Origin of the sequence: Cognatundibacterium rivi, from assembly GCF_018139565.1 — a bacterium.
GTDB classification, from domain to species: Bacteria; Pseudomonadota; Gammaproteobacteria; order Burkholderiales; family Burkholderiaceae_D; genus Undibacterium; species Undibacterium rivi.
This window is the reverse complement of record NZ_JAGSPK010000001.1, coordinates 161,824-186,048: the sequence shown is the minus strand read 5'-3', so window position 1 is coordinate 186,048 and position 24,225 is coordinate 161,824. Positions and strand designations below refer to the sequence as shown.

Here is a 24,225-nt window from a genome sequence, read left to right as displayed (position 1 = left end):
TTTAACCTGAGTATCAGCTATATCCCCCCCCCAAAAAAAAAGCCCTGTCCGATATGGGTCAGGGCTTTTGGATAGATAGGGCTCAAATCGACGTCTCCCCGTATTCAGTAGCAACCGGCTTTAGAGTCAGGGGTTAATATAGCCGCTTTCGTGGCCAGTTGCCTAGCGTAGGCTGACGGCGTCAGCCTACCCAAGGATTTCTTCGGTCGTTCCTCTTTGTATTCCCTCCGCCAGCGTTCAATTACAGTGCGGGCATGGGCTAAGCTGACGAACCAGTGTTCGTTGAGACATTCATCCCGTCATCTTCCATTAAATGACTCGATGTACGCGTTTTGATTCGGTTTGCCCGGCTCAATCTGTCGAAGTTGCACTCCTCTACGGTGTGCCCAGGTCAACATGGCACGACCACAGAATTCTGTGCCGTTGTCAGTTCGAATGATCTTGGGAAGACCTCGCTTGAAACCTAACCGATCCAACATCCGTGTCAAAGGATATCCTCCGATAGCGCGTTCTGCCACGACAGCAATCGACTCATGCGTAGCATCATCCACGATGGTCAAACACTTGATCGCACGGCCTTCGGCAGTCCGATCGAAGACAAAGTCCGTTGACCAGACTTGATTGGCAGCATCCGACCGAATCAATGGTTGCCGATCAGATACCGGCACCTTCTTGCGCTTGCGACGTTTTACCTGGAGGCCGCATTGCGCATAGAGTCGCTCAACACGCTTGTGATTGATTTGCAAGCCCGCCTGACGAAGCTTCAAATAGATCATCCCGGAGCCGTAACGGCGATGGCGGTGGACGAGTCCGATGATGCGATCTCTCAGAGCACCATTTTTATCCGGACGAAGCTCGTAACGCAACGCGCTGGCACTCATGTCTGCAATGCGCAGAGCATGGCGTTCGCTTAGCCCTCGTTGAACCATATGCCGCACCAGATCACGTCGTGCTGGTGCGGTCACCACTTTTTTTGCAGTGCCTCTTTCGTGATTTCATTTTCCAGCAAGGAATGCGCCAGCATGCGCTTAAGTCTCGCGTTCTCGGCTTCCAATTCCTTGAGTCGCTTGGCGTCGGATACGCTCATGCCGCCAAACTTGCTGCGCCAAAAATAGAAACTTGCCTCTGAGAATCCATGCAGTCGGCATAGCTCTTTGAGTGGTAATCCAGCTTCCGCTTCGCGCAAAAAACCGTTGATCTGTTCTTCTGAAAAAGGCTTCTTCATGTCTAATCTCCTTACTGGATGGGATTAGAATCTAATTCCGTGTGCTACTCAAATGAGGGGAGACGTCGCTCGCATAATTAATGCTTCTTCAATATGAAGCAAGGGCTGACTGTTTTTGAGAAGCCATAATAAAAAAATCCCGCAAGCAAGCTTGCGGGATTTTTCAATGACAACATACTGCACTTCACCGCTCTCCATGCTGTCCGTCGTAGCAACAGCCATGGGCAGTTTTTTACAGATATCCGCCGTCTACATCCTTATCAGAATGTATAACGTGCGCCAACATTGAAGTAACGGCCAACTGCGCCGGACTGATGCAGGGATGGGTTGTAGTTGATACGGCCATAAGTTTGGACGTCCAAAGGTGCCATCTTGTCAAACAAGTTAGTGATCGATGCTGTGAACTCCAGGTTTTTGGAGTATTTCCATTTACCGAACACATCAACTGTCGTGAAAGAAGCTACACGGCAACCGAGGTAAGGCTTACCGTTGGCATCAACGTCTAGGCAGTCACCGCCGATTTCATTGGTGTCGCTGATGCTCGATACATAATTGACGTTGCCCGACAATGTCCATGGACCACGTTCCCAACCCATGCTGACGCTGACTTTAGTACGTGGAGTACCGCCATCACCAGACAGGTTCACATCACCATGAGTACCAGCAAATTCATGCGTAGTACCATCGGCATCAGTTCTCTTAAACTCGTTCATGTAAGTCACAACCAAGCCGGCATTCAACTTGCCGCTAGAGCCCATGTCGTACTTCGCACGCATATCCAGATCCAGACCGGAAGTTTGTGTCTTACCAGCATTCAGGTAAGGCGCTTTTACCATCAGGATAGGACCTACCAAGCCAGGGAAGTTGGTTGTTGGCTCACCGCGGACGATTTGTGCATCTGGGTAACCAGCTGGATTGTTAACAATCGCACCTGGGTCAGAACCACCGATTTCGCCATCACGAACAATTTTCCACCAGTCCAGGGAGATACTGAAGTTCTTGATCGGTTCTACAACCAGACCAAGACTGTAGCTCTTGGATGTTTCAGGTTTGATGTTTTTATTGCCGATCGTGATCGCACCAACGCTTTGTGAAGAGCAATCAGCTGCCAATTTTGTCACAGCGCAACGAACTGGGTCACTAGCAATGTTGGTAAATGCTGCTACAGCTGAATCACCGTTCTCTGCCGCGCTAGGAGCACGGAAACCTTCAGCATAGGTACCACGGAACGCGATGGTATTGGTCGGTGTGAATTTGAAGCCAACTTTTGGTGTTGTTGAACGACCATAGTCAGAGTATTTGTCTGAACGCGCAGCCAACTGGAATTCCAGCGATTTCAGCACAGGGATAGCCAACTCTGTATAGATCGCACTGACGTTACGTGAACCTTTGGCAGCCGAATAACCCAGACCAGCGATATCATTGGTATTGGTGTAAGGCGTTGCATCGCTGTTAGTTTCTTCTTTGCGATATTCTGCACCAACCGCAATACCCATAGCACCACCTGGCAACTGCATCAGCTCACGTGTGGCTTTGAAATCCACCGATGTGTTCTTGGTCACGCCGGAGTTAAACAGTGTTGGCGATACAAGTGCCAGCACTTCAGGTGTATTGACGCGGCCTTGACCGATGCGGAAAGTACCGTTGTTGATCGCTGTTTTTAATGCGGATTGACGGTAGTAACCGTTTTGTGTCTTGTCTGTTTTGCTTTCAGCATACAGGAAGCCAGCATCGTAATCCCACTCAGCAACTGTACCTTTTACGCCAGCCAGGAAACGGGTAACAGTAGTTTCCATATCAGCAGTACGTGGACGTGAAGCGTCAATCCAGCGCGGACGTGCGCGTGCATCAGTGAATGGATTGTCTGGATGGCCGATAGGCAGCAACAACTGGTCAGGACCTGTACCAGTATTGTTGACACGGGCATTGACCAAATCGAAACCAGCGCCGGTCAGGCCGGATGGAGTGGTCTGGGTTTTTGCCTTGCTGTTAAACAAACCGAGTTCTGTGTAAGCTGTGGTATTTTCATTGATGGCAAAAGTACCGCGTGCATACAGATTCAAGTTTTGTGTTTCAGGCTGAATAGTTTGGTAGGCGACTGGGTCAAACAAGCAACCACCGCCTGCATTGTCCAGAGATGTACCACCGACTGGATCCAGATTTACAGCGGAGCAAGTGCCTGGTAATTGCCGAACGCCACGGCCAGCAATAGTGCCACCAGTAGCATTCACAGGACGTACAGTACCCAGCGTGTTGGAACCACCGCCATTACCTGAAGTGATGAAACCACCACGTTGATCACGACCACCCCATGGACGTGCATCAGCCTGGCCGATGTAGTCACTACGGTCTTTTTGCCAGATTTTTTCCTGTTTCTTCGCGTCAATCGTCATGAAGACGTTGTACTTGTCTTCTTGCAGATTACCGAAACCGATCGCAGCGGAAGCGCTCAGATTGCGGCCATCACCACGGGAAGACTGGCCGACATTGGCAGCCACAGATTGACCAACGTAGTTTTGGCGCAGAATCACGTTAACCACGCCAGCAATAGCGTCAGAGCCGTAAATCGCGGATGCGCCGTCTTTCAGGATCTCTATACGGTCAACTGCATCCAGCGGGATGGAGTTCAGATCGACGAAGCTGCGTTGACCGTCATCACCGAAACCATACGGTGCCGTGCGGCGGCCATTGATCAGCACCAGAGTGGAGCTGACACTCAGACCACGCAGAGAAACGCCAGAAGCACTACCAGCGAAACCGTTAGTGAAAGAGCCACTGATACTACCGTTGTTGTCAGCAGAGATACTGCGAACAACATCAGCGATAGAAGTCTTGCCTGTTTGCTCGATGTCTTTACGGCTCAGTATCTGGGTCGTTGCAACACCTTCTGATTCAGTACGTTTGATACTCGAACCGGTAATTTCTACTTTTTGCAGACCTTCTTGCGCCATCGCCATACCAGGTAATGCTGCGACACCAAACGCGATCGTCAACGCATGGGCAACCAGCGTTTTTTTAAATACTATATTTTTTGACATGTGAGTTCCTAAGTATCCAATTAAACAATAAGCAACAAGAAACGATGGAAAACACCATTCTCTGCCGCTTGTTATTTTTGTGTATGTTTTACGATCAAAAATGAATCAATCTTGTTTCAATACACAATGTCCAACACCCCGTTAAATATTTTTTGCAGATTTTTACACGTTGCGATAGCTTTTGTTTTGTGTAAATAAGCCCATTCATACGAACCTATTTATGTAAATAATTCTGTCAAAAAAATATTATTCGTCATAAAAACATCTGGACACATATGGTGTCAATCACGGTTTCTTTTGCCTTCGCAAAAAAACAACATCGATTTTTCAATAAAAAAACGTCTGTCAGACTCTCGCTTCTTTTTTGTGCAAAGCAATATAAATTATTTGATCGATTGTCGTTTTTTGTTCAATCTGCATTTTATTTATCAAATCATCGCAAATGCCTGAAGAATGCCTGCTGAGAGCTAAAAAATAGCAAATAGATTTACTTTTATTTACGTCTGGAAAGGGTTGCTTTTATGAGGAGAAAAGATCTAGGGGAGAAGAAATTTGACTTATTTGCACCATTTTGTGGCAAAAAATATTTTTGCACCATTTTATGGAAATTTGCAATTCAAGCGGAGTAAACATATTTTTCGGAATGTTGCAGCATGAACCTCGTATAAATCAGCATGCAAGCAATGAGGTAAAAGCAGCTGCATATTTAAGACCTGCGCTTACGCAGCATGAATGTTTTACGTATCTATTGGCATCAGAGACTTATTTTGCGCCAGGCAACAAACAAAAAAGCCCTCGTAAAAACGAGGGCTTTTTTTATTACATTTAATTAGTCGCATCATTGATCGTACCAATGACGCTGCAGTGTTTATTTCGCTGAAGCATCCGCCTCTGCTGCCGCTTTAACTTCTGGCTCTTTAAATTTAGCACCGCCAGCATTTGCCAGATGCACCATAGCGCGGGCAACTTCGACATCGTCCAGATCTGGGTTGCCGCCTTTGGCTGGCATTGCGCGCAAACCACCAAGCGCGTGCGTTAACACTGTATCGTAGCCTTGAGCAATTCGTGGCGCCCAGGCTGCAGCATCGGCAAACTTGGGCGCGCCGGCAGCACCGGAGTCATGGCATGCGGAGCAAACCATTTTATAGACGGCTTCGCCCGACTGTAATTGTTTAGGACCGGTATTGTCTTTGAACGTAAAACCCTGATCAGCGACCGGGAGAATACGTGCGGCAATCGCTTCCGGCGTTTGCGCAGATGATCCAGCGCCAACTTTTTTATCATTGGCTACGTATTGAACCAATAAAACAATAGCGATAATGGGGACCAAAAATCCGGCGAGAATCGCAACGATAAGTTGCTTTGGTGTCTTAATCGCTGATTCGTGTTCGTCGTGCGCGTCGCTCATGGTTTCCTCGTTGCAAATGAAATGGTCGTTCCGGTTGCCCGCCAGCGACTGGAAGTGGCTGGTATCAAAGTTTTTGATTATAGAGCGAAAGATAAGGGTTTGGAACGAAAAGCGGCGTTTCTCTGATCAGTATCAGCGAATCTGCTGATCATCTGCGACAAAAAGCGCGAAGTGATTTACAAGAAACGCCGGAAATTAGGTTAAAATGCTGGCCTTGCAACATCCTCATCGCGCCAGTAGCTCAGTTGGATAGAGTACAGCCCTCCGAAGGCTGGGGTCGCACGTTCGATTCGTGTCTGGCGCACCACACTTCCTTTCTCTCATTCTCCGGCATTATTTTCTGCATTCGCCAGTTGAAGGCTTTGCCTCAAAAAATACTGTAACGTGCTGATCACAGGTGATCTTCCTGAGTAACTGCATCCGCTCTCTGCGATACCGCTGGCCGCTCGGAACATGTGCTCCGAGGGCAAATCACTTACCTCGCTGTTGCCAAACATCAACATTTCACATCTGATTTGTCTATCCGTGATATCCGCAAAGAGATAGATAATAGATGTCACGCCAGAGAAACATTTCGTTCTTAGTATCTGACTGCTTCGCATCATTCGCAAGATTTAAATGCTTTTAATGTGAGTAAAATTAACTTCGTGATGATTACTGCAATTTGTTAACATTTTTTGCGAAATACGGAGTTGCCTGACAGACTTAAACTCAGAGAACGTATCCAATGACTTTATCCCGTACCCGCATCGCACAAGCCGTGGCATTACTGTGCAGCCTGAATGCATTGTTGATTCCGCAAGCGCAAGCGCAAAATAATCTGACGACACCAGCCATGACCAGCAATGAAGATGCAGGGGCGCAGGCGGTGATCGTCACCGGTACGCGCGGCAGCAATCGTACCCAGTTTGACACCATGGCACCGGTCGATGTGTTTAACCGGGAAGATATCCGCTCTGTCGATTCATCTGATCTGAATAACGTGCTGGCACAACTGGTGCCATCGTATGTGGTGCAGCGTCTGCCGATGGCGGACGGTCAGGTGTTTGTGCGACCTGCCACTTTGCGCGGCTTATCACCTGATCAGACGCTGGTATTAATTAACGGCAAACGCTTTCATCGCAGTGCACTGCTCGGGTCGCGCGGCGCGCAAGCCGCAGATCTGGCGCAGATTCCCGTCAGCGCAATCAAACGCATAGAAGTTCTGCGCGATGGCGCTTCTGCACAATATGGCTCAGACGCGATTGCCGGCGTGATCAACATCATTCTTGACGATACGCCGGGTACGGAAATCTCGGTTCGCCATTCACAATATTCCGAAGGAGATGGGAAAAGTAATGAAGTGAATCTGAAAACGGGCTTCACCTTTGGCGACGCCGGAAAAGCGACGATCTTCGGCGCGCTGGCGAAGTCTGATCCAACCTCACGCACCCGCCAGCGGGCAGATGCGATTGCGTTTCAGGCAGCGCACCCGGAACTGAATGTACCGAATCCGGTACAGCGCTGGGGCCAGCCGGAACTTGACAACAAACGTATCGGTTTCAACGCCAGCATGAACCTCAGCGACACGATGACGCTGTACAGCTACGGCTTATACAGCAGCGGTGACGGCACTTCTGATTTTAACTGGCGCAATCCGGACACCAGCACCGGTGCTTACAAGACCAGCAACGTATTCCCCGGCTGGGATTTGCGTCGTTTGTACCCTGTCGGTTTCAGCCCCAGCTATTCGAATGAGCAGGATGATGTGCAGTTCGTTGCTGGCCTGCGTGGTCAGGCAAGTGAACGCATGAATTGGGATGTCAGTGCCTCCTACGGTCGCAACCGCATCGACTATAAGCTGGCAAATTCCATTAATGCATCGATGGGACCTGCCAGCCCGACGGCGTTTTACCTCGGACGTCTGTCGCAGGAAGAAAAAATTCTGAATGCGAACGTCAACTATGAGTTACCCGTCGCATCCATGGCGCAACCAGTCAATATCGCGTTTGGTACCGAAGTCCGGAATGAAACCTATGGCGTCAAAGCCGGTGAGGTCGCCTCTTATACCGTCGGCCCCGGTGCTGCTGTAGGGCTGGACGCGAATTCTAACGGCGCACCGGGTTTCAGCGACAGGCAAGCCGGTAGCTGGGGTCAGGATAGTTATGCCGCCTACCTTGACGTCGAAGCGCCGGTCAGCAAAGCGCTGAATCTGGGTGCGGCAGTACGTTATGAACATTTTTCAGAGTTCGGCAATACCGTCAACGGCAAGCTGTCGGCGCGCTATACATTGAATCCCGATATGGCCTTGCGTGGTTCTTACTCCACTGGTTTCCGCGCACCGACACCGGGGCAATCGAATACCAACAGCACCGGCCAGGGTCTGGATACCAAGACGCTCTTGCTGTTCACCAGCGGACGTCTGGCGAATAATGATCCGCTCGCGATTCTGCTCGGTGCACAGCCATTGAAGCCAGAAAAATCACAAAATCTGTCGCTCGGTCTGACATGGAAAAATACGCTGGGCTTTTCCGGTTCTGTCGATGTGTACAACATTAAAGTGACAGACCGCTTCAGCACCTCGGCTTCATTTGCGGTGCCAGCAGGCATTGCGAATCCGCTGCGTTACACCTCGGTCAGCTATTTCACGAATGACTTCGACACCACGACACGCGGTATCGATATCGTCGGTAGTCATCTGAGTAAGCTGGGTGACGGAAAACTGAATCTGACACTGGCGTATAACTACAATACAACCACGGTTGACAGCGGAAAATCCAGCGTCGCGACCAATGCGGCACAGCGCAAGGTGTTCGAAGAACGTCTGCCACGCCATAAAGCAACGATCAGCGGTAACTATGAAAGCGGCAACTGGGATGCACTGGCGCGCGTCCGTTATTACGGTGCCTGGACCGATAATTCCGGCAATGCGACCGGCGATATTTTCCAGCGCTTTGGCGGCATTCAGTTTCTCGATATCGCTGTCAGTTACAAACTCAGTCAGAAGCAATCGATACGCGCCGGTATCGATAATCTGCTTAACAAATACCCCGACGAAGCCAGCTTCCAGGCCAGCCGAGGTCTGATTTACTCACGTAATGCGCCTTATGATACGGATGGTCGCAGCCTTTACGTTGAATACAAGGTGAAATTTTGAGTGGTCACAGTATGGAAAACAAAGAAATAGTCGATGCCAGACGCCGTCACTTATTATGTTCAGGAGCCCTGCTGGGAGCACTGCCGCTGGCATCCGGTAGCGCAGGTGCGGCAAGCCAGACATCACCAGCATCACAGGTTTCAACAGCCTTGCCGGTCGCTCCGGTGGGCGTAACACCAGCGGCGCTAGCGCGGGATAACGCTTACTGGAATGCAGTCGCGGCCCAATACGACATCACGGACGAAGTGATATTGCTCGACAACGCATACTGGGGTTCGATGTCAAAGTTAGTGCTGGCCGATTATCAGCAGCAACTGGCAATGGTGAACCGTGGCAACGCCTGGTACGGACGGGTGCGCTTTCCGGCCGAGTTCGAAACTGCGCGTAAACGTACCGCGGAAGCACTCGGCGTTCACCACGATGAAATCGTATTGACGCGCGGAGCAACCGAAGCCTTACAGGTATTGATTGCAGGTTATCAGCGCCTGAATCCGGGTGACAGCGTGCTGTATGCCGATATCGATTACGACAATATGATCACCACCATGCGCTGGTTAAAGCAACGCCGTGGCGTCAATGTTGTGGAGATCAATATGCCCGAGCCATTCACTTACGATGCCGTGGTCGCCGCCTATGTGGCAGCGATGGATCAGCATCCACGCCTTAAATTGATGTTGCTCACGCATGTTAATCACCGCAACGGCATGGTCTTACCGGTCGCCCACATTGCCCGGCTGGCGCGCGAACGCGGTATTGATGTGATCGTCGATACCGCCCACGGCTTTGGTCAGCTCGACATGCGCATCCCCGATTTGCAGGCAGATTTCGTCGGGATTAATCTACACAAATGGATAGGAGCACCGGTCGGCGTCGGTGCGGTGTACATCAAGCGTGGACGCGTGCGCGATATTGCCCCGTATTTGGGTGAGCCAGATGGCGACGACATCAGCACACGCGTACACACCGGCACACTGAATTTTGCCGCTTACCTGAGCCTGCCGAAAGCGCTTGATCTGCACGCAGCGATCGGCGTGGCAAACAAACAGGCGCGGCTGCAGTATTTGCGTAATCGCTGGGTCGAAGGTGCGCGCCAGATCAAGGGCGTAGCTGTGCTGGCATCATCTGATGCGCGACTCAGCAGCGCCATCAGCGCATTCCGTCTGAAAGGAAAAACCAGGGCTGAAGACACCACTGGATTAGCAACACAGCTCGCCTTGCAACACGGTGTTTTTACGGTTCCCCGTAACGGCCTGGTATCGGGCAGCTGCATCAGAGTCACGCCGGGAATTTTTACTCCTGAATCACATATTGATGCCTTGCTCGCAGCGATGCAAAAAGTGACCGCGGCATAATGCATATCATCGTATTTCCATCTGAGGAAATACGATGTGACGCGCTGTGATGTGAGTATGTGACTATGTAACTATGTAACTATGTGAATAATAGCCGTCAACGATGGCCGGATACTCACCGTCACGCATATCCAACTGTTAAAATCAGGTATGCCTCGCATTGCTTATTTTTTGTTATCCGGTTGTTGGTTGTTCTGCGCTTGCAGTCTGGCACCCGCATACGCCAGCACCAGTCAGTTATCGGTGGTCACCGAAAGTTTGCCGCCGCTGAATTACGAAGAGCGCGGCAGCGTCACTGGCTATTCCACCGAAATCGTCCAGGCAGTTCTGCAGGAAGCGCGGCTGACAGCGCCGATAGAACTGATACCGTGGGCACGCGCGTATCAACGGGCGCTGCAACAACCGAATACCCTGATTTATTCCATGACCCGCACGCCCGAGCGTGATGCGCAGTTTGAGTGGATAGGCGTGCTCAGCAACCGCCAGATTTATCTCTACAAATTGAAATCCCGCACCGATATACAAATCAAAACACTGAGCGATGCCAGTGCGTATAAAACCGGGCTGGTACGGGAAATGGCGTCAGCGAAGGAATTCATGCGTAAAGGACAGTTTCCTGACAGCGCGGTCGACTACGCTCCCACCGATGAATCCAATATGAAAAAATTTCTGATGGGACGCGTTGATCTGGCCATTTTTCAGAACTGGAGTGCCGCGTTTTTAATGAAATCGCAGAACCGTACGATGGATGAACTTGAACCCTTGCTCTTACTTGATGGCAGCAGCAATTATTATCTGGCGATGAGTAAAAACAGCGACCCAGCGCTGGTCAAAAAACTACGCAAAGCATTTGAAAAAGTGCAGCAATCAGGCTTGTTTGATAAGCTGCGGCTCAAATATCTGCGCTGATGTCTGTACTGATATCTACACAGATATTTGTGCTTATATCGATGCTGCAAGAGCGGGCATTTCTATATACTCCCCCTGCTTTTTCATGAAATAGGCTTCATGTCCTTATGTTTAAAGGGCTTTAAATAATACTCCCCCCCAGTATATTTCCGGTCAAATCACCGCTAAATCAGCCCGGCAATGCCGTTGCAACGGGCTGGCTGGTTCTGAACTCCTGCCTCTGAATCACGCAAGGATTGCATTGAGGCGAATATCAGTCATCAAAACGGGCTTCCAGCAGGCGACGAATATTGACGATATCTCTCAACCGGGTCGATTTGGCTCTGGCCTTCAATATGACCATCGTTGCCTTCTTTTTTGCGATAAGTATCTGCATGATCAGGCAACTGCCCGCCTCATTCGTAAATCCGGTTTTGGACAGCAAAATCTTCCAGCCATTTTTGCCGACCAGGCTGTTGGTATTATGAAATTCGATATCCCTGCGCCTGACATGCAGTTGCTCAGCCTCATCCGAGGTCACTTCGCGGATCAGTTTGTATTGAGATGCCGCCTTTGCCAGTTTCATTAAATCTGCGGCGGTGGACACGTTTTGCGGCGACAAACCAGTCGGCTCGACGATCACCGTCTGCGTCATTCCAAGCGCTTTCATCTTGGCCGCAGCGGCGGCCACAAACGCCGGATAGCCGCCCGGATAATGACGAGCCAGCGCGGAAGCCGCCCGGTTTTCTGACGACATCAATGCAATTTGCAGCATTTCACCGCGCGTTAAAGTGCTGCCAACAGGCAAGCGTGAGGAACTGTGCTTGACCTTATCAACATCAGCTTCTTCCACCGTGATTTTTTCATCCATGGCGGCATGGCTGTCAATCACCAGCATCGCCGTCATCAGCTTGGTAAGTGACGCAATGGGTGTAATGTTATTCGCATTTTTTTCCAGTATCACTTTTCCACTGGCATCATCGACCACCAGAATATGTTCCGAATCAAATGACTTCGCGTAAGCACTGCTTGCACAAAAAAAGAAAATCCATACCAGATATCGTAGTCGCATCATTTTATATTTGCTGCAGTGTGCGACATGTAGTTCACTCTTAACGCTCACTTTTAACACACACGTTAACGCACATTCTTAAAGATCAAAGTCCCCACTGCCGCTGGTGCAGTAGGGACCAATGAGAAACACAGACGATGATGAATTAGCGGCTGGTGTACACGATGTCATCACGGCGATTTTCTGCCCAGGATGCTTCGTCGTGGCCAGTGGCCTTAGGTTTTTCTTTACCGTATGACACGGCCTCAATCTGGCCGTCCGGTGTACCCAACATCACCATCGCCTTGCGCAAGGCTTCCGCACGTTTCTGACCCAGTGCGAGATTGTATTCGCTGCCACCGCGCTCATCGGTATTGCCTTGAATCAGGACTTTACGACTTTTGCCGTCGCGGATATAAGTTGAGTGCGCGGAGACAATATTCGCATACTCAGGTTTCACCACATACGCATCAAAATCAAAATAAACGCTGCGCTTGGACAGGATATTTTTTGGATCATTTAAGGGATCAATCACGGGCGCCGTGACTGTCGCGACCGCACGATTGTCTTGCACCACAGGCGTTGCTGGCGCTTCCGCCGGTTTTTCTGCCACTTTCGGTGGTGTGCTGCAACCGGCAAGTAATGCAGTCGCGATGGTAAAACTGCTTGCCAGAGTAAGAACGCGCATTTGAATCTCCTTCGGAAGTAAATTCGGGGCTTTTGGGTAATGAGCATGTTCTCCGGCATCCCCTGATTTTCCGGCGCCATGCTTAACAAATTTTTCAAAAAGCTAAAAAAATCCTCCCAACGGGGAGGCGATCACAGAAAGCAAAATTCGGCTTTCGGCTGTTCTTTTTTACTCCACTACATCGTAAAGGGCAGCGGCAACAATGCGAATCCTTCATCCAGGGCATCGATGCTGTCGAGCAAGCCCTGCAGCCCGCTGTTCAATTCCTGGATTTTTTCGGTGTCCAGCTGCCGCAATGCTTCTGGCAATAAACCACGTGCCGGTCTGGGGGAACGTAAAAATACATTCATTCCTTCTTCCGTCAAACTGACTCTGACCACCCGCTGATCTTTCGGATCACGCATCTTGCTCACATAGCCACGCTTCTCCAGACCATCGAGCAAATTGCTCGCCGTGGTTTGATGAATCGCCAGCTTTTTCGCCAGCTCTCCTACGCGCGAATCAGGTTCTTCATGCAGCTCCTGCATCAGCCATAACTGCGCGCCATTCACACCGCATTGCTTTTCTATCCATAAGGAATGCTGTTGAGCAGCACGAATCACGATGCGCATTTTTTTTAATATTTCAAGACGCGCCTGCGCATCGCTATCGCTCTCCTCTACCACTAAAACTTTTGCCTTTTTTGAGATGGCTTTTTTCGTCATTAAGAACCTCCAACGATTTAAAGTGTATCATATATATATTTACGCAAATATAATTTGCTTGAATGTATTTGATGCTTTTGCGTCTGTTCCGGCATCTCTGCCTCCTCAGCGACGGGAATCGTCAGCGCAACGTGCATCCGACCGCATCGCAATCTGCTGTCATCCATTAATTTAAATTCAGTGGTACCCGCCTGAGCATCTCAATTTAACGGGCTAAACGACAACAACTACACCTGCAACACTGGCTGGACATCCGATACAAATCTGAACCGGCCCAGGTAAGGTTCAGGTCAACAGGCACTGAACATCTGCGGCTTCAGCGACAAGGTGATCCGCCCACATCTTGTTGCTGGAAACATGGCGACTTTCTCTGCATCCATACCTGAACATTTGTTCAACGATGTGATGCGATCAACATAAAACCTAAGAAAGGCGGAAGCATGCCCGACATCAATTTTATGACCCCCGAACTCATGTGGCCTTTAGCAATTGCCCTGACGTGGCTGGCTGGGGAATTTCTGTATCGATGGACTGGCTTACCCCGCATCAGCAGCTATGGCTTATGTGGCTTTGCTCTGGCGAATGTGCAATGGGGCATCTTAACGCTGCCGGATAATAGCTCCCTACTGCTGATGGCCAATGTTGCCTTCGGCTTGATTCTGTTTGAATTTGGCTACCGGATTAATTTACGCTGGTTGCGCACCAATCCGTGGATAGGCATTACCGGAGTGCTCGAATCAGGCGTGAGCTTTATCGTCGTGTTTGCTATCGCACAATGGTACGGGAGCACTAACTTCACCGCATTATTGCTTGCCGCCTTGGCGATGTCGACCTCTCCCGCCGGGATTCTGCGCGTCATCAACGAACAGCGCAGCGCGGGTCAGGTGACAGAGCGGATATTGCATTTGACCGCGATAAATTGTGTGCTCGCCGTATTCACGTTCAAGGTGGTTGTCGCCTTCTGGATATTCCAGAGCTCCGGCAGTATCTTGCAAGCGATCACCGGCAGCCTTCAGGTATTAGTTTTATCCGCTTTGCTGGGTGCAGCGTTTGGCATTTTACTGCCGCTGGTGTTGCGTGAGCTTGGCAGTCTGGCGCGCGATGCAACGATTGCATTTGCCTTTGCCGTCATCGCATTGGTGGCACTGACTCATGTCGCGAAACTTTCACCTATCCTGGCCACGCTGAGTTTTGGCTTAATGGCGCGTCACCGGCGCGTAACGCTGAATCAGGCGCAGCGCAATTTCGGCGCGCTGGGAGATATGCTGACAGTCATGCTGTTTTTTTATGCAGCATCAACACTGGAATGGTCACGCGTCTGGGCAGGCGCAGGTCTGGGTATTCTGCTGGTTTGTGCCCGCCTGCTCACGAAAGCCGCAGCCAGTACGGCGTTTGCCCGCATCAGCGGAATCACCTATCGCAAAGGTCTGCTGACGGGTCTGGCGCTGTCACCCATTTCGGTTTTTGTCATTCTGATGCTGGAACAAACACGCTATCTGGGTATCGCTTTAGTCGATGAATTGACAGCTTTGGCCGCGATGACCTTACTGCTGGAAATTATCGGCCCGCTGTTAACACAACGCGCACTGATCTGGGCGCAGGAAACCCCTGAACATTCGGAGAAATAACATGCCATTAGAAATATTCAACGATTCAGAAGCCTTGTCGGTCGGTGTGGAACTTGAGTTGCAATTGATCAGCTTATCGAGTTTTGATTTAACACCCGCCAGCCCTGATTTATTGCATCTCCTGAAACGCGCGCCGTTTCCGGGAAACGTCACGCCCGAAATTACGGAAAGCATGATAGAGATTTGTACCGATGTTCAACGCAATCACAACGGCATAGAAAAGCAACTGCAAGAGATACGCGACACACTCGTAACGGCAGCAGACCGGCTCAATATCGGTATCTGCGGTGGCGGTACACATCCGTTTCAAAAATGGACCGACCGGAAAATTTATTCCAAGCCACGCTTTAAAGAGGTTTCGCAACTGTATGGCTATCTGGCCAAACAATTCACGATTTTCGGGCAGCACGTTCATATCGGTTGCACTTCTGGCGACAACGCTTTGTTCCTGTTGCATGCACTGAGCCGCTATGTTCCGCATTTCATCGCGTTATCGGCGTCATCGCCCTACGTTCAGGGCGGCGATACCCTGTTCAATTCCGCCAGGCTGAACTCGGTGTTTGCGTTTCCCTTATCGGGCCGCGCACCATTTCTATTGAAGTGGGACGATTTTGAACATCAGTATTTCGCGAAAATGGAAAAGACCGGTGTCGTCAAAAGCATGAAAGATTTTTATTGGGATATCCGGCCAAAACCTGAATACGGAACGATAGAACTCCGCGTCTGCGATACGCCACTGACAGTGGAACGGGCGGCAGCATTGGCCGCCTATCTGCAAATGCTATGTGCCTATTTGTTAGAAAAACGCGAAGCAGCACCAGAAGAAGACGACTACCTTGTCTACAACTATAACCGCTTTCAGGCATGCCGCTTCGGCCTTGATGGAACCGTGGTACATCCCAAGACTTATGTCGGTTGTTCATTACGCGAAGACATTTTAACCAGTCTGCGACGCATGGAACCTTATGCTGCAACGCTCGGCAGCCAGGAAGCGCTCTCGCATTTAGAACAAATTGCGCATGTAGGCAACGACGCCCATTATCTTCGTCATCAATATGATGAAAGTGGCAGTACCGAAGGGATGGTCAATGCCGCAATACAGCGCTTTCGTCAGGCCGTCTGATGCGTATACATCCGAATAGGTGACGATGATCAGTTGAACAAATCAATTTGCAATTGCTTTGTTTTGTCTTCATCAGCTCCTGCTTTAGACAAACTGCTGGCCTTCACACCGAGCAAGCGCAGTTTTTGATCCAAAGGTAAGCGGCGTACACACTCACCGGCATACCGGCGGATCACTTCTGCGCTTGCCGTTGTCGCTGGCAATCGGATGTCCCGGGTCGCAATACGGAAATCCGCGTACCGGACCTTGATCCCTATCGTGCGACAGACATAGCCTTTATTTCTGAGATCATTGCTCAAGCGTTTACAGAGATCGGTAAAGATGACCGACAACGTTTCGCGATCACGATGTGCATGCAAGTCACGCTCAAAAGTCGTCTCACGACTAATCACTTTAGGGTCTGAACTTGTTGTGATTTCCCGCTCGTCGATACCGCGTGCACTGTTATACAGCCATAACGCATAATTTCGCCCGAAGGTATTCTGTAGCATTTCAGGATCAGCCTCGGCCAATTGCCCGATAGTGACGATATTCAGGCGCAGCAACTGTTCCGCTGCTTTTGGGCCGATGCCATTTATTTTCTTTACAGGTAAAGGCCATATCCGCTGCGGGATATCGGCCGCATTTAAAATCGTCAAGCCATTGGGTTTATCTAACTCGGAACCGATCTTGGCCAATAACTTGTTCGGCGCGACGCAAATTGAGCAGGACAAGCCCGTTACCGCGACAACCGCTTGTTTAATTCTTGCAGCGAGCGTCGCCGACTCTTCAGGAATGCTGCTCAAATCAATATAGATTTCATCGATGCCCCGGTCTTCAATCTCAGGTGCGATACTGGCAACGGCATTTTTGAACAACCTTGAATAATGGCGATACGCATCAAAATTCGCCGGCAATAAAAATGCATCCGGCGCTAATTGCGCCGCTTTCATCAGACCCATCGCAGAAAAAACCCCAAGTGCGCGCGCCTCATATGTGGAAGTCGTCGCGACGCCGCGACCCGCATAATTTTTCAGATAAAAAAACCGGCGACTGCCATCTTCATCAACGATGGGCGCATACTCCTGACGCCCGCCGATCACAACCGGATGCCCTTTCAGTTCCGGATAACGCAACAGCTCTACGGATGCATAAAATGCATCCATATCTAAATGCGCAATGCGGCGCGTATGAATCAACTCAGGATTCAACGTTGGAGTCAGCGTCATATTGACAATATCAGTAAGAAAATTTCATCTGCGATAGACAAGACATCAATATCCTGGTCATCTGATTTTCATGTGCCGGATACATTTGCAGGAATCACAATGAATGAATTGTTAAGCCCACGTATCACTGTCCTGAATCTGTCTATTTTATCTGTTTTCTGTCACAAAACTGTATAAACATACAGTTAATTACACCTGTTTTGCGCCAGATCAGCGATGACAAAGCACAAAAATTACGTCACTATCTGAAAGTTTTCCTTTCCTCGGGCTTCAGCATGAAAAAAACTTTCTCCTTTATCTTCAGACTCATTTCCGCATGCACTCTTGGTCTTGCACTCAACGTCGCGCACGCCGATGTTGCCAGACCATATGACGAAACGGCCGATGCCCCTGCTGCAGTTGCCAAGGCGCTGACGCAGGCACAGGCCACTAACAAAAAAGTGCTGGTGATTTTCGGCGCGAACTGGTGCAAAGATTGTCTAGAGCTCGATCGTTCTATGCAAGGACAAAGCGCTGCCCTGATCGCCAGCAAATTCGTGCTGGTCAAAGTCGATGTTGGTCAGTTTGATAAAAATCTGGTGCTGGCAAACAGCTACGGCAACCCGATTAAGAAAGGCATTCCGGCCGCTGTCGTTTTAAAAGCAGATAACAGTGTCTTGTTTGCATCGAAAGGCGGTGAATTATCGGATGCACGCAAAATGAGTGAGCAAGGCGTGTATGATTTCTTCAATCAAATCATCACGCAGCACCCATAACATCAGGCTTACTGCTGTCATCTGAGATACGCGCCAACGGCAGCAGCGGCTCGCTGCCGGTCACGGGCATGATATCGGTAGTGCGTTGATCACCCAATTTTTCTGCCCATTTTTTCTGTTTTTTAAGCAAGCTGATGTCTGTCACACCAACGCCACCAAACCCGGCTGCTGCAGAGATCACGGCAGCAGAGCTGAACGCACTGAAAGTCAGCCAGGCCTTGCTGAATAATTTCTCGCGCTTTCTGCCAGCCGTTTTTTTTCAGTATCAACGTTTTTCCGCCGAACGCTTTTGTTTCAATTATGTAAGCCAGGCGGTCGAACGCTTGTTTGAATTTACTGCGGCGGAACTGTGCGCAGATATCAATATTCTGTTCAGCAAAGTACATCCGGCAGATTTATCTGCATTCCTGCTCAGCGTCCGCACCGCAGCTGAACATCTGCACGTCTGGACGCATGAATTCCGCATCGTTCTCAGAAGTGGCGAAGAACGCTGGATGGCAGGTGAGGCCAGCCCGGAACTGCAGGCCGACGGCAGCCTGCTATGGCATGGCTGCTTTATGGATCAGACCCGCAGCAAACAGACCGAGCGCAGTTTAATTACGGCGGAACAACAGCGGCGACTGGTCATGCAGGCCTCCAATCAGGGTTTGTACGACATCAATCTCAATACCGGCGCGGCCACCTTCAGTCCCGAATATAGCAATATGATCGAACACTCGATCGAAGAATTTGCCGATCCGTTTGCATTCTGGGATTACTTCTGGAAACACAGCGTGCATCCGGATGATGTTGCCGGAATAAAAGAAGCCTATCGCATCCATTTTGCCTCAAAAGGCAAAACCGATTACCACGCCGAGTTCCGACAGAAAAACCGGGCAGGCGAATGGCGCTGGATTATGTCGCTGGGGGCGGCTGTCGAATGGGATGAAAATCAGCGCGCCGTGCGTATCGTCGGCACCCACATCGACATTACAGAACGCAAACGCACAGAAGAACAATTGCAGTTGAATCAGGAATTGCTGCGCTCGAATAATGTCCGTTATAAAGAACTGGCACGTGAGCTGGAAATTCTGATCGCCAACGCGCCGGTGGGAATTATGTTCGTCAGTAATGGTGTCATCATCCGCGCCAATGAGGCTCTGGCCGATTTGTGCCGCTTCCCGGATGCGAAATCCATGATCGGCGTAAAAACCACTTTTCTTTACCACAACGATGAAGACTACCGCGCCTTCGGTCAGGCGGTAATCCCGAGCCTGGAAGCCGACGAACTGGTGGAACTCGAATGGTATCTGCGGCGCGCCAATGGCGAGTCGTTTATGGCGCGCGTCGCTGGTCGCGCCCTGCCCGCTGAAACCTATGAAAAAGGGGCGGTCTGGATGATAGAAGATATCACCGGACAAAGAAAAACGCTGGATGCGCTACGCGAAAGCGAGAGCCGCTTACAGCGCATCATGAATTCCAGCCTGATCGGTATTTTGTATGGCAGTGACGGCTCCCGTCTGACGGATGTGAACCGCATGTTTTGTCAGTTGTCGGGCTACACGCGCGAACAACTGCTGGCAGAACAATTTCTGTGGCGAGTCGTGTTGTCAGAGCCGGATCAGTATCTGGTACATCAGGCATATACAGAAATGCTCAGCACCGGTACCACGGCGCCGTTCGAAGTCATGCTGCGACGTGCGGATGGCTCGGCAATACCGGTGCTGGTAGGTCTGGGCTATCTGGAAAATTCGCCGCGCGAGTGGGTCGTCTTCGTCATGGACATCAGCGAACGCTTGCGTATTAATCAACTCAAAACAGAATTCGTGTCGATGGTCAGTCACGAACTGCGCACACCGCTGACCTCAATCCGCGGCTCACTCGGTTTGCTGGAATCCGGCGTCGGCGGCACCTTACCCGACGCGGCCCGGCAATTGATACGGATCGCGCACAATAACAGCAAGCGCCTGGTGAATCTGGTCAACGATATTCTCGACATCGATAAACTGAACAACGGCAAAATGCATATCCGTTCAGAGCCCGTCGATCTGATCGAGATGCTGCACAATGCGATGGAAGCCAACGAAGCCTACACCAGCTCGTTGCGCGTCGGGCTGATCATGGAACAGCAAGTGATGCAGGCGTGGAGCCTCGGTGACCACGACAGACTGATGCAGGTAATGGCAAATCTGATCTCGAACGCGGCTAAATTTTCCCCCGAGGGTGAAAGCGTGACCGTCAGAATTTACCGGGAGCAAAGCCATTATCATATTGCCGTCAGTGATCGCGGCCCCGGTATTCCACTCGATTTTCAGACGCAATTATTTGAACCGTTTACGCAGGCTGACGGCACCAATACCCGTCGCCAGGGAGGAACCGGTTTAGGACTCGCCATCACCAAAGCGCTGGTCGAAAAAATGCATGGCGAAATTTTTTTCCTGAGTTGCCCCGGCGAAGGCTCAACATTCTGGTTCAGCTTACCGGCGTGCGTACCGCCAGCGTCTGCCATCAGCTGAACCCTGGTATTCAACGCAGATGTATCTGCGCCTGACTCTGACGGAATTCAGCCGGGGTCTGCGTCGTCCAGCGTCTGAACGCCCGCCGGAAACTGCGACTGTCGGAATAGCCGAGTTCTTCCGCAATGCGTTCCAGACTCAGGCCGGTTTGCAGTAATTGCCGCGCCCGTCCGATGCGGATGGTTTCGGTAATCTGGAAATACGAGGTTCCTTCGCGCGCCAGCAAACGATGCAAGGAACGTTCGCTCGTACCTAAAACAGATGCCGTCTGTGCGACGCTGTGTAATTCACACTGAAGCGCCGTCAGGGTGCGCAGCAGGCTTTGTCGCCCAAGGACACCAACCGCCGCCAGTTCGGCCTGACAAGCATTGTGCGACGCGTGTGCCAGCTGAGCATCCGGTTGCGGTAACGCCATCTGCAACACCGAGTTGTCGATCACGATACGGCTGACATCAGCACCGGCGATCACCGGGCAGGCAAAGAATTTTTCATACGCGCTCAGACTCGCGCCTGACTGCGACCGCAGTTCCACCCTGACCAGCGGAAAGCGATGTCCACACAATTGGCGCGCCGCATTGATGGCGGTGACCAGATGATCGACTTCCAGAAAATCCTGCAATTCCGCATCGTCGAATAAGGGCGAGGCTAACAATGCCGATTGTTGCGGGCCCGCTTCCCATTGGAGATGCACCATAGATCCGGCGATCAGCTGAAAGTCGAGACCGAATTGCAAAGCCTGCGCCAGCGTTTCCTGCGCACGCATACCGGTAGCCATCTGACCCAGTTGCGGTAAAGCTTTGCGCGTACCGGATCGCAGCCCCAGATCCGCGCCACCACGGTGCCGCGCCTGCAACAAGCCTTCGCGTGCCTGGGCATAACTGATGCGGTTATCGTGATGATCGGCAAATGCCGGAAACATCTCCTGCCAACGCCAATCCTGCTCACGCGCGATCGCCAGCACTCCGCTGAACGGATGAGCGGGAAAGACCGCATCTTGTACCGACAAGAGTGCGGATATGGTGGGCGCAGGCTGATTCATCTGTGATGGTCTGACAACGTGGCAGTAAATGTCCTTACTTTAACCGAAACGGCATACTAATATCGCCGTACCGTATACCGGAAAAATAAAACAACACGCTGACGTTGATGATGCCATTGCGTACAGCCTCATCCAAAGAGAGAGACACATGAATCATATCAGCGACTATATTGTGGTCGGCGGTGGTTCCGGCGGCTGTGCCGTAGCCGGACGCCTGACTGAAAACCCGGATCTCAGCGTAACCGTACTGGAAGCCGGTGGCGGTGGCGACAGCCTGGTGGTGAATACACCGGCTGGCGTGGTTGCCATGCTGCCGGGCAAATTGAATAACTGGGCGTTTGAAACCGTGCCGCAACCCGGCCTGAATGGCCGCCGTGGCTATCAGCCGCGCGGCAAAATGCTGGGCGGGTCTTCCGGTCTGAATGCAATGATTTACGTGCGTGGACACCGGCAGGATTACGATCACTGGGCAGCACTGGGCAACACCGGCTGGTCGTATGACGAGGTTTTACCGTATTTCAAACGTTCAGAAAACAATGAAACCCATCACGACGACTATCACGGCAACGCCGGGCCGCTGCATGTCAGCGAGTTGCGCAGCGATAACCCGTATCAGCAATTGCTGATCGAAGCAGGCAAACAAGCTGGCTTTCGCATCAATACCGATTTCAACGGTGCCGAGCAGGAAGGCATAGGCCTGTATCAGCTGACCCAGCACAATGGCGAACGCTGGAGTGCATCGCGTGCGTATCTGCGGCCACACATGGGCAAGCGGCCAAATCTGCGCGTGGAAACCGGCTGCTATGTCACCAGAATTCTGTTTGAAGGCAAGCGCGCCATCGGCGTCGAAATGCTGCAGAACGGTCAGAAAAAAACCCTGCGCGCACGGCATGAAGTCTTGCTCGCAGGCGGTGCCCTGCAAACGCCGCAACTGCTGATGCTGTCCGGCGTCGGCAATGCGAATGCGCTGCAAAGCATGGGAATCCCTGTGGTCCACGACCTGCCCGGCGTTGGTCAGAATTTGCAGGATCATCCGGATTTCGTGTTCAAATATCGCGCGAAAAGCCTGGATCTGCTTGGCGTTTCTGCCGCTGGCAGCCTGCGTCTGCTGCGCGAACTGGGGCGTTACCGCGCACAACGGCGCGGCATGCTGACCTCAAACGGTGCCGAAGGCGGCGGTTTTCTTAAAACCGATCCGTCTTTGTCTGCGCCAGATATTCAATTGCATTTCGTCATGGCGATGCTAGACGATCACGCGCGCAAATTGCATCTTGGTCATGGCTACTCGTGCCACGTCTGCCTGTTACGCCCGAAAAGCATAGGTGAAGTGACACTCGCCAGCCCCGATCCTATGGCGACGCCGCTGATTAACCCGCGCTTTCTGGAACATCCGGACGACATGGAAGTCATGCTGAAAGGCTTTAAGCTGACCCGCAAACTGATGGATGCACCGGCACTGGCAAATGCCCGCAGCAGTGACTACCAGACTGCCAACGTGCATACCGATGACGACATCCGCGCCGTCATCCGCCAGACCGCCGACACCGTGTATCACCCCGTCGGCACCTGCAAAATGGGTATAGACAGCATGGCGGTGGTCGATCCTGCACTGAAGGTGATCGGCGTCGATGGTCTGCGCATCGTCGATGCCTCGGTCATGCCTACCCTGCTGGGTGGTAACACCAATGCCCCGACCATGATGATAGGCGAGAAAGCAGCCGACATGATCAAGGCCGGATTGCGCGGCTGAGCGTCGCCTGATATCACGTAACAAGGCATAAAGGCAGCCAGCCTCCATATTTATAACGCCAGCGTTCGCGCACCTGATCCCGCAAACGCGGTTTTTGTGGGGTGATGTTTTTGTCCATTTAGTTATACTGTATATTTAAACAGTATAACCAAATATGGCCAATATCCATGCGGCTTTCAAGAGGATTGCAATACGTTGACATTTTAATCATTGACAGTTAATGTTGCAAAATGAAAATTAAATCACGTTAGCCCTCTTATGACTACACGCCGCCGTTTCATTGGTTTTGTATTGACTGTTGTTGTGGCACCGCTATCAGTTTGGGCGGAATCGCCAACTAGGAAGCGAAACATGATTTCTCTCGCAGATCTGGAATCGATGTTCAACAACATGCGAGCTAAAACCAAATGGAACGTTGATAGTAATTTGCTATGGGGTTACTTCTTCTTCGACCCACACGCTGAAAAACTCAGGGTTATCGCCACGGAGTTGCAGAAGTCCGGGTATCGCTTCGTGAACCTTTATCCATCTGACGACAAAACAACCTATGTTCTACACGTAGAGAAGGTTGAAACCCACACCCCGAAGACGCTATACCAACGAAATCAAGAACTGGAACAACTCGCTGAGAAACATGACATCGCTAGCTATGACGGAATGGACGTTGGTCCTGCATTGGACGCAAAGAAATGAAGTCGAGGGCTAACCCGGCGCTCAACCTCGCTCCTTTCAGTCGC

The 24,225-nt window shown here is 51.0% G+C and carries 18 protein-coding genes, 1 tRNA gene and 1 pseudogene; 10 read left to right on the top strand and 10 right to left on the bottom strand.

Translation table 11 applies throughout. The features are described from left to right. Positions 1-104: 104 nt before the first annotated feature. The 4 genes and pseudogenes from KDM87_RS00820 to KDM87_RS00805 form a co-directional block, all read right to left on the bottom strand. Positions 105-1,225: pseudogene (locus tag KDM87_RS00820) on the bottom strand (IS3 family transposase). A 48-nt stretch (positions 1,226-1,273) separates the two neighbouring features. Further along, positions 1,274-1,447 carry a hypothetical protein gene (locus KDM87_RS00815; protein ID WP_212677348.1) on the bottom strand — a complete coding sequence of 58 codons (174 nt, stop codon included), beginning with the start codon at positions 1,445-1,447 and terminating at the stop codon, positions 1,274-1,276. A gap of 38 nt (positions 1,448-1,485) precedes the next feature. Then, a complete protein-coding gene (locus tag KDM87_RS00810; protein WP_230407532.1) occupies positions 1,486-4,263 on the bottom strand; it encodes a TonB-dependent receptor in 2,778 nt (925 codons plus the stop codon). Between the two features lie 868 nt (positions 4,264-5,131). Next, positions 5,132-5,671 (bottom strand): c-type cytochrome, encoded by a 540-nt coding sequence (locus tag KDM87_RS00805; RefSeq protein ID WP_212677347.1) that lies wholly within the window; start codon positions 5,669-5,671, stop codon positions 5,132-5,134. A 230-nt stretch (positions 5,672-5,901) separates the two neighbouring features. Here KDM87_RS00805 and KDM87_RS00800 point away from each other — a divergent pair. From KDM87_RS00800 to KDM87_RS00785, 4 genes are all read left to right on the top strand, one after another. Next, positions 5,902-5,978 (top strand) — tRNA-Arg (locus KDM87_RS00800). Between the two features lie 420 nt (positions 5,979-6,398). Continuing rightward, positions 6,399-8,807 carry a TonB-dependent receptor plug domain-containing protein gene (locus KDM87_RS00795; RefSeq protein ID WP_212677346.1) on the top strand — a complete coding sequence of 803 codons (2,409 nt, stop codon included), beginning with the start codon at positions 6,399-6,401 and terminating at the stop codon, positions 8,805-8,807. After that, positions 8,804-10,159 (top strand): aminotransferase class V-fold PLP-dependent enzyme, encoded by a 1,356-nt coding sequence (locus KDM87_RS00790; RefSeq protein WP_212677345.1) that lies wholly within the window; start codon positions 8,804-8,806, stop codon positions 10,157-10,159. The genes KDM87_RS00795 and KDM87_RS00790 overlap by 4 nt, the downstream gene beginning before the upstream one ends. A gap of 150 nt (positions 10,160-10,309) precedes the next feature. Next, a complete protein-coding gene (locus KDM87_RS00785; protein WP_212677344.1) occupies positions 10,310-11,068 on the top strand; it encodes a substrate-binding periplasmic protein in 759 nt (252 codons plus the stop codon). A gap of 253 nt (positions 11,069-11,321) precedes the next feature. Here the strand turns inward: KDM87_RS00785 and KDM87_RS00780 are convergent, their stop codons facing one another. The 3 genes from KDM87_RS00780 to KDM87_RS00770 all read right to left on the bottom strand — a co-directional run bounded on the left by KDM87_RS00780 (position 11,322) and on the right by KDM87_RS00770 (position 13,490). Beyond that, positions 11,322-12,122 (bottom strand): serine hydrolase, encoded by an 801-nt coding sequence (locus KDM87_RS00780; RefSeq protein ID WP_212677343.1) that lies wholly within the window; start codon positions 12,120-12,122, stop codon positions 11,322-11,324. Positions 12,123-12,264: 142 nt separating this feature from the next. Then, positions 12,265-12,786 (bottom strand): peptidoglycan-associated lipoprotein Pal, encoded by a 522-nt coding sequence (gene pal, locus KDM87_RS00775; RefSeq protein WP_212677342.1) that lies wholly within the window; start codon positions 12,784-12,786, stop codon positions 12,265-12,267. A 176-nt stretch (positions 12,787-12,962) separates the two neighbouring features. Continuing rightward, positions 12,963-13,490 carry a MarR family winged helix-turn-helix transcriptional regulator gene (locus tag KDM87_RS00770; RefSeq protein ID WP_212677341.1) on the bottom strand — a complete coding sequence of 176 codons (528 nt, stop codon included), beginning with the start codon at positions 13,488-13,490 and terminating at the stop codon, positions 12,963-12,965. A 440-nt stretch (positions 13,491-13,930) separates the two neighbouring features. Here KDM87_RS00770 and KDM87_RS00765 point away from each other — a divergent pair, with 440 nt between their 5' ends. Together KDM87_RS00765 and KDM87_RS00760 are read left to right on the top strand one after the other, a co-directional pair. Then, positions 13,931-15,118, top strand: a complete 1,188-nt coding sequence (locus KDM87_RS00765) for a cation:proton antiporter (RefSeq protein ID WP_212677340.1) — start codon at positions 13,931-13,933, stop codon at positions 15,116-15,118. A gap of 1 nt (position 15,119) precedes the next feature. After that, positions 15,120-16,241, top strand: coding sequence for a YbdK family carboxylate-amine ligase (locus KDM87_RS00760; RefSeq protein ID WP_212677339.1), 1,122 nt, complete (start codon positions 15,120-15,122; stop codon positions 16,239-16,241). Between the two features lie 29 nt (positions 16,242-16,270). On the opposite strand, the gene dinB is transcribed toward KDM87_RS00760, so the two are convergent. After that, positions 16,271-17,449, bottom strand: coding sequence for a DNA polymerase IV (dinB, locus tag KDM87_RS00755; protein WP_212677338.1), 1,179 nt, complete (start codon positions 17,447-17,449; stop codon positions 16,271-16,273). A gap of 275 nt (positions 17,450-17,724) precedes the next feature. Here dinB and KDM87_RS00750 point away from each other — a divergent pair, with 275 nt between their 5' ends. Continuing rightward, entirely contained in the window at positions 17,725-18,204 is a 480-nt protein-coding gene (locus KDM87_RS00750; RefSeq protein WP_212677337.1) for a thioredoxin family protein, read from the top strand. Here the strand turns inward: KDM87_RS00750 and KDM87_RS00745 are convergent. Continuing rightward, entirely contained in the window at positions 18,188-18,349 is a 162-nt protein-coding gene (locus KDM87_RS00745; RefSeq protein WP_212677336.1) for a hypothetical protein, read from the bottom strand. The genes KDM87_RS00750 and KDM87_RS00745 overlap by 17 nt on opposite strands. Between KDM87_RS00745 and KDM87_RS00740 the strand changes: the two genes are divergently transcribed. After that, on the top strand, positions 18,339-20,699 hold the full coding sequence (locus KDM87_RS00740) for a PAS domain-containing sensor histidine kinase (protein ID WP_212677335.1): 2,361 nt from the start codon (positions 18,339-18,341) through the stop codon (positions 20,697-20,699). The two genes, KDM87_RS00745 and KDM87_RS00740, sit on opposite strands and share 11 nt — an antisense overlap. A gap of 10 nt (positions 20,700-20,709) precedes the next feature. Here KDM87_RS00740 and KDM87_RS00735 read toward each other — a convergent pair whose 3' ends face one another. Next, positions 20,710-21,738, bottom strand: coding sequence for an AraC family transcriptional regulator ligand-binding domain-containing protein (locus tag KDM87_RS00735; protein WP_212677334.1), 1,029 nt, complete (start codon positions 21,736-21,738; stop codon positions 20,710-20,712). Between the two features lie 148 nt (positions 21,739-21,886). Here KDM87_RS00735 and KDM87_RS00730 point away from each other — a divergent pair, with 148 nt between their 5' ends. Then, positions 21,887-23,488, top strand: coding sequence for a GMC family oxidoreductase (locus KDM87_RS00730; RefSeq protein WP_212677333.1), 1,602 nt, complete (start codon positions 21,887-21,889; stop codon positions 23,486-23,488). A 351-nt stretch (positions 23,489-23,839) separates the two neighbouring features. Next, positions 23,840-24,181, top strand: a complete 342-nt coding sequence (locus KDM87_RS00725) for a ribonuclease E inhibitor RraB (RefSeq protein WP_212677332.1) — start codon at positions 23,840-23,842, stop codon at positions 24,179-24,181. The last annotated feature ends 44 nt before the right edge of the window (positions 24,182-24,225 follow it).